The sequence below is a fragment of the Klebsiella sp. MS 92-3 genome (assembly GCF_000195655.1).
GTDB lineage: Bacteria > Pseudomonadota > Gammaproteobacteria > Enterobacterales > Enterobacteriaceae > Klebsiella > Klebsiella pneumoniae.
Map to the genome: position 1 here is coordinate 613 of NZ_GL882777.1, position 3553 is coordinate 4165.

A 3553-nucleotide genomic window follows, 5' to 3' on the forward strand; every position below is an offset into this window, starting at 1 on the left:
CCCCGCCGCTGGCAGCCGATGCGATCCTACGCGCTGTTGCATATCTGGTATACCGATGACTGGGCGCCGGCGGCGGAATAGCCGCCCGGGGCGCATACCACTGGTATCGGGACGCTGAAATCCCTATAATTGCCGCGTTTGGCGGTCCGCCGCCACCCTCCATCTCTATCCAGGTTAATCAGGTCGCAAAAATTTATGACTGATATGTCCCATCAGTGCGTCATTGTAGGCATCGCCGGCGCATCGGCTTCTGGCAAAAGTCTTATCGCCAGTACTCTCTATCGCGAATTGCGTGAACAAGTTGGCGACGAACATATTGGCGTCATTCCGGAAGACAGCTATTACAAAGATCAAAGCCATCTGTCGATGGAAGAGCGCGTCAAAACCAACTATGACCACCCGAGCTCAATGGACCACAGTCTGTTGTTCCAGCATTTGCAGATGCTGAAAAGCGGCCAGCCGATTGAACTGCCGGTATATAGCTACGTCGAGCATACCCGCACGCCGAACACCATTCACGTCGAGCCGAAGAAGGTGATTATCCTTGAAGGGATCCTGCTGCTGACCGATGCGCGCCTGCGTAACGAGCTCAACTTCTCTATTTTCGTCGACACCCCTCTCGATATTTGCCTGATGCGCCGTATTAAGCGCGACGTTAACGAGCGCGGCCGCTCCATGGACTCGGTGATGGCCCAGTATCAGAAAACCGTGCGCCCGATGTTCCTGCAGTTTATTGAACCGTCGAAGCAGTATGCCGACATCATCGTGCCGCGCGGCGGCAAAAACCGCATCGCTATTGATATTCTGAAGGCCAAAATCAGTCAGTTCTTTGAATAACCTGGCCGAATTGTGTAACGTGCAAAGAGTAGCCCTGTTGCCCTCTCCGCCGCGAAGCGTGCGGGAAGCAGCCTTATAAGGAGAAAGCCCATGCGTCTGTGTGACCGAGATATCGAAGCCTGGTTGGATGAAGGGCGACTCGCCATCAATCCGCGTCCGCCCGTTGAGCGTATTAATGGCGCGACGGTTGATGTACGGCTGGGTAATAAATTCCGCACCTTCCGTGGTCACACGGCGCCGTTTATCGATTTAAGCGGCCCGAAGGCCGAGGTCAGCGCCGCGCTGGACCGCGTGATGAGCGAAGAGATCGTCCTGCCGGAAGGGGAAGCCTTTTTCCTGCATCCGGGCGAACTGGCGCTGGCGGTGACCTACGAGTCTGTCACCCTGCCTGCCGACCTGGTAGGCTGGCTGGACGGACGCTCCTCGCTGGCGCGCCTGGGGCTGATGGTGCACGTTACCGCGCACCGTATCGACCCAGGCTGGTCCGGCTGCATCGTGCTTGAGTTTTACAACTCCGGCAAGCTGCCGCTGGCGCTACGCCCGGGGATGCCCATCGGCGCGCTGAGCTTTGAACCGTTATCGGGCCCGGCGGCCCGGCCGTATAACCGCCGTGAAGACGCCAAATATCGCGACCAGCAGGGCGCGGTGGCGAGCCGAATCGACAAGGATTGATAACGTCAACGGGGTGTTGCTGAGGGTGCCATGAGACGAATACTGACAACGCTGATGATCCTGCTGGCGGTCATTGTCGCCGGGCTTACCTCGTTGGTATTGCTGGTCAATCCCAACGATTTTCGCGCCTATATGGTGCATGAGGTGGCAGAGCGCAGCGGTTATCAGCTTGACCTTGATGGCCCGCTGCGCTGGCACGTCTGGCCGCAGCTCAGCATTCTCAGCGGACGGATGACGCTGACCGCCAGAGGCGCCGAAGAGCCGGTGATCCGCGCCGACAATATGCGCCTCGACGTGGCGCTGCTGCCGCTGCTCTCGCATCAGCTGCAGGTGAAGCAGGTGATGCTCAAGGGCGCGGTGATCCAGCTGACCCCGAAAACCGAGGCGGTTCGCGACAGCTCAGCGCCGGTGGTGCCGCATGACAACACCCTGCCGCTGGCCCAGGAGGATCGAGGATGGTCCTACGATGTGCGTCAGCTGCAGGTGGCCGACAGCGTGCTCTTCTTCCAGCATGAGAACGGCGAGCAGGTGACCGTGCGCGATATCCGTCTGCAGATGGAGCAGGATGAGAATCACCGGGCCACCGTGGATTTCTCCGGCCGGGTGAACCGCGACCAGCGCGACCTGGCGCTGAACTTCTCCGCCACCGTGCAGGGCGGCGATTATCCGCACTCCTTAAAAGCCGACTTTACCCAGCTTAGCTGGCAGCTGCGCGGCGCCGAGCTCCCACCGGACGGCATTAATGGTCAGGGAAGTCTGCAGGCCAGCTGGCAGGAAGATGATAAGACCCTGCGTTTTGACAACCTGAATCTGATGGCTAACCGCAGCACCGTTACCGGCAGCGGCAGCGTGGTGCTGGGGGATCGCCCGGACTGGTCATTGGATCTGCACGCCACCACTCTCGATCTCGATAGTCTGCTGGCGCAAAGATCCCCGGCGACGGACAGTAGCGCCAGTCAGCAGGGCCAGAGTCAGACACGGCCGCTGCGCCCGGTGATCGCCGACAGCGATGAGCGCGAAGATTACCAGAGCCTGCGCGGCTTCAACGGCCGAATGGCCCTGAGCGCCGACCAGCTGCAGTGGCGCGGTCTGAACTTCACCCAGGTGCAGAGCGAAATCAGCAACCAGCAGGGGCTGCTGACGGTCAGCAAAATGCAGGGCAATCTTGACGGCGGGCAGCTCTCTCTCCCTGGCACCCTGGATGCCCGCGGCGACACGCCGCTGGCGACGTTCCAGCCGGCGCTGCAGAATGTGGAGATCGGTTCGCTGATCAAAGCCTTTAACTATTCCTTAAACCTGACCGGCAAGCTGTCGCTGAGCGGCGAATTTTCCGGAACGCGCATTGACGCTGATGATTTCCGTCGCCACTGGCAGGGACAGGCTCAGCTCCAGATGGCCGATACCCGCACCGAAGGGCTGAACTTCCAGCAGCTGGTGCAGCAGGCCGTGGAGCGCAGCACCAACGTGCGGGCGCAGGAAAATTACGACAATGCCACCCGCCTGGATTCCGTGAGCAGCCGGCTGACGCTGGATAACGGGCTGGTGACGCTGAACCGCCTGCAGGGGCAGTCCGACGTGATGGCGATGACCGGCGAAGGACGGCTCGATCTGCAGAAAGAGAACTGCGATATGCGCTTCAACGTGCGCGTGCTCGGCGGCTGGAAAGGGGAGGGCAAGCTTATCGACCGCCTGAAACAGACCGCTATCCCGCTGCGCATCTACGGCGAGTGGCAGTCGCTGAGCTACAGTCTGCAGGTCGACCAGATCCTGCGCAAACAGCTGCAGGATGAAGCGAAGCAGCGCCTCAACGACTGGGTTGAGCGTAATAAAGGCAGCAAAGACGGCAACGATGCCAAAAAGCTGCTCGATAAGCTGTAATTCCCACCCCCGCGGCCCGGAAGTTTCCGGGCTGTGTTTATCGTCAAAGCTTAATGTCACAATGATGCCGGGTGGCGGCTGCGTCTGACCCGGCCTGGGATGTACGCAATATCATTCGTTAGCGTCGCCACTTAATGTAGGCCTGATAAGCGAAGCGCCATCAGGC

At 59.9% G+C, this 3553-nt stretch carries 4 protein-coding genes; all 4 read left to right on the forward strand.

All coding sequences use genetic code 11. From position 1 onward, the window contains the following. The coding region (locus HMPREF9538_RS32790; protein WP_228701558.1) for a hypothetical protein at positions 1-81 on the forward strand (81 nt) is incomplete at its 5' end. A 114-nt stretch (positions 82-195) separates the two neighbouring features. After that, complete coding sequence (gene udk, locus HMPREF9538_RS18815; protein ID WP_002912442.1) at positions 196-837, forward strand: uridine kinase; 642 nt, start codon at positions 196-198, stop codon at positions 835-837. Positions 838-927: 90 nt separating this feature from the next. Further along, positions 928-1509, forward strand: a complete 582-nt coding sequence (dcd, locus tag HMPREF9538_RS18810; RefSeq protein WP_004151145.1) for a dCTP deaminase — start codon at positions 928-930, stop codon at positions 1507-1509. A 30-nt stretch (positions 1510-1539) separates the two neighbouring features. Continuing rightward, a complete protein-coding gene (gene asmA / locus HMPREF9538_RS18805; RefSeq protein WP_009484530.1) occupies positions 1540-3387 on the forward strand; it encodes an outer membrane assembly protein AsmA in 1848 nt (615 codons plus the stop codon). Positions 3388-3553: the final 166 nt, after the last annotated feature.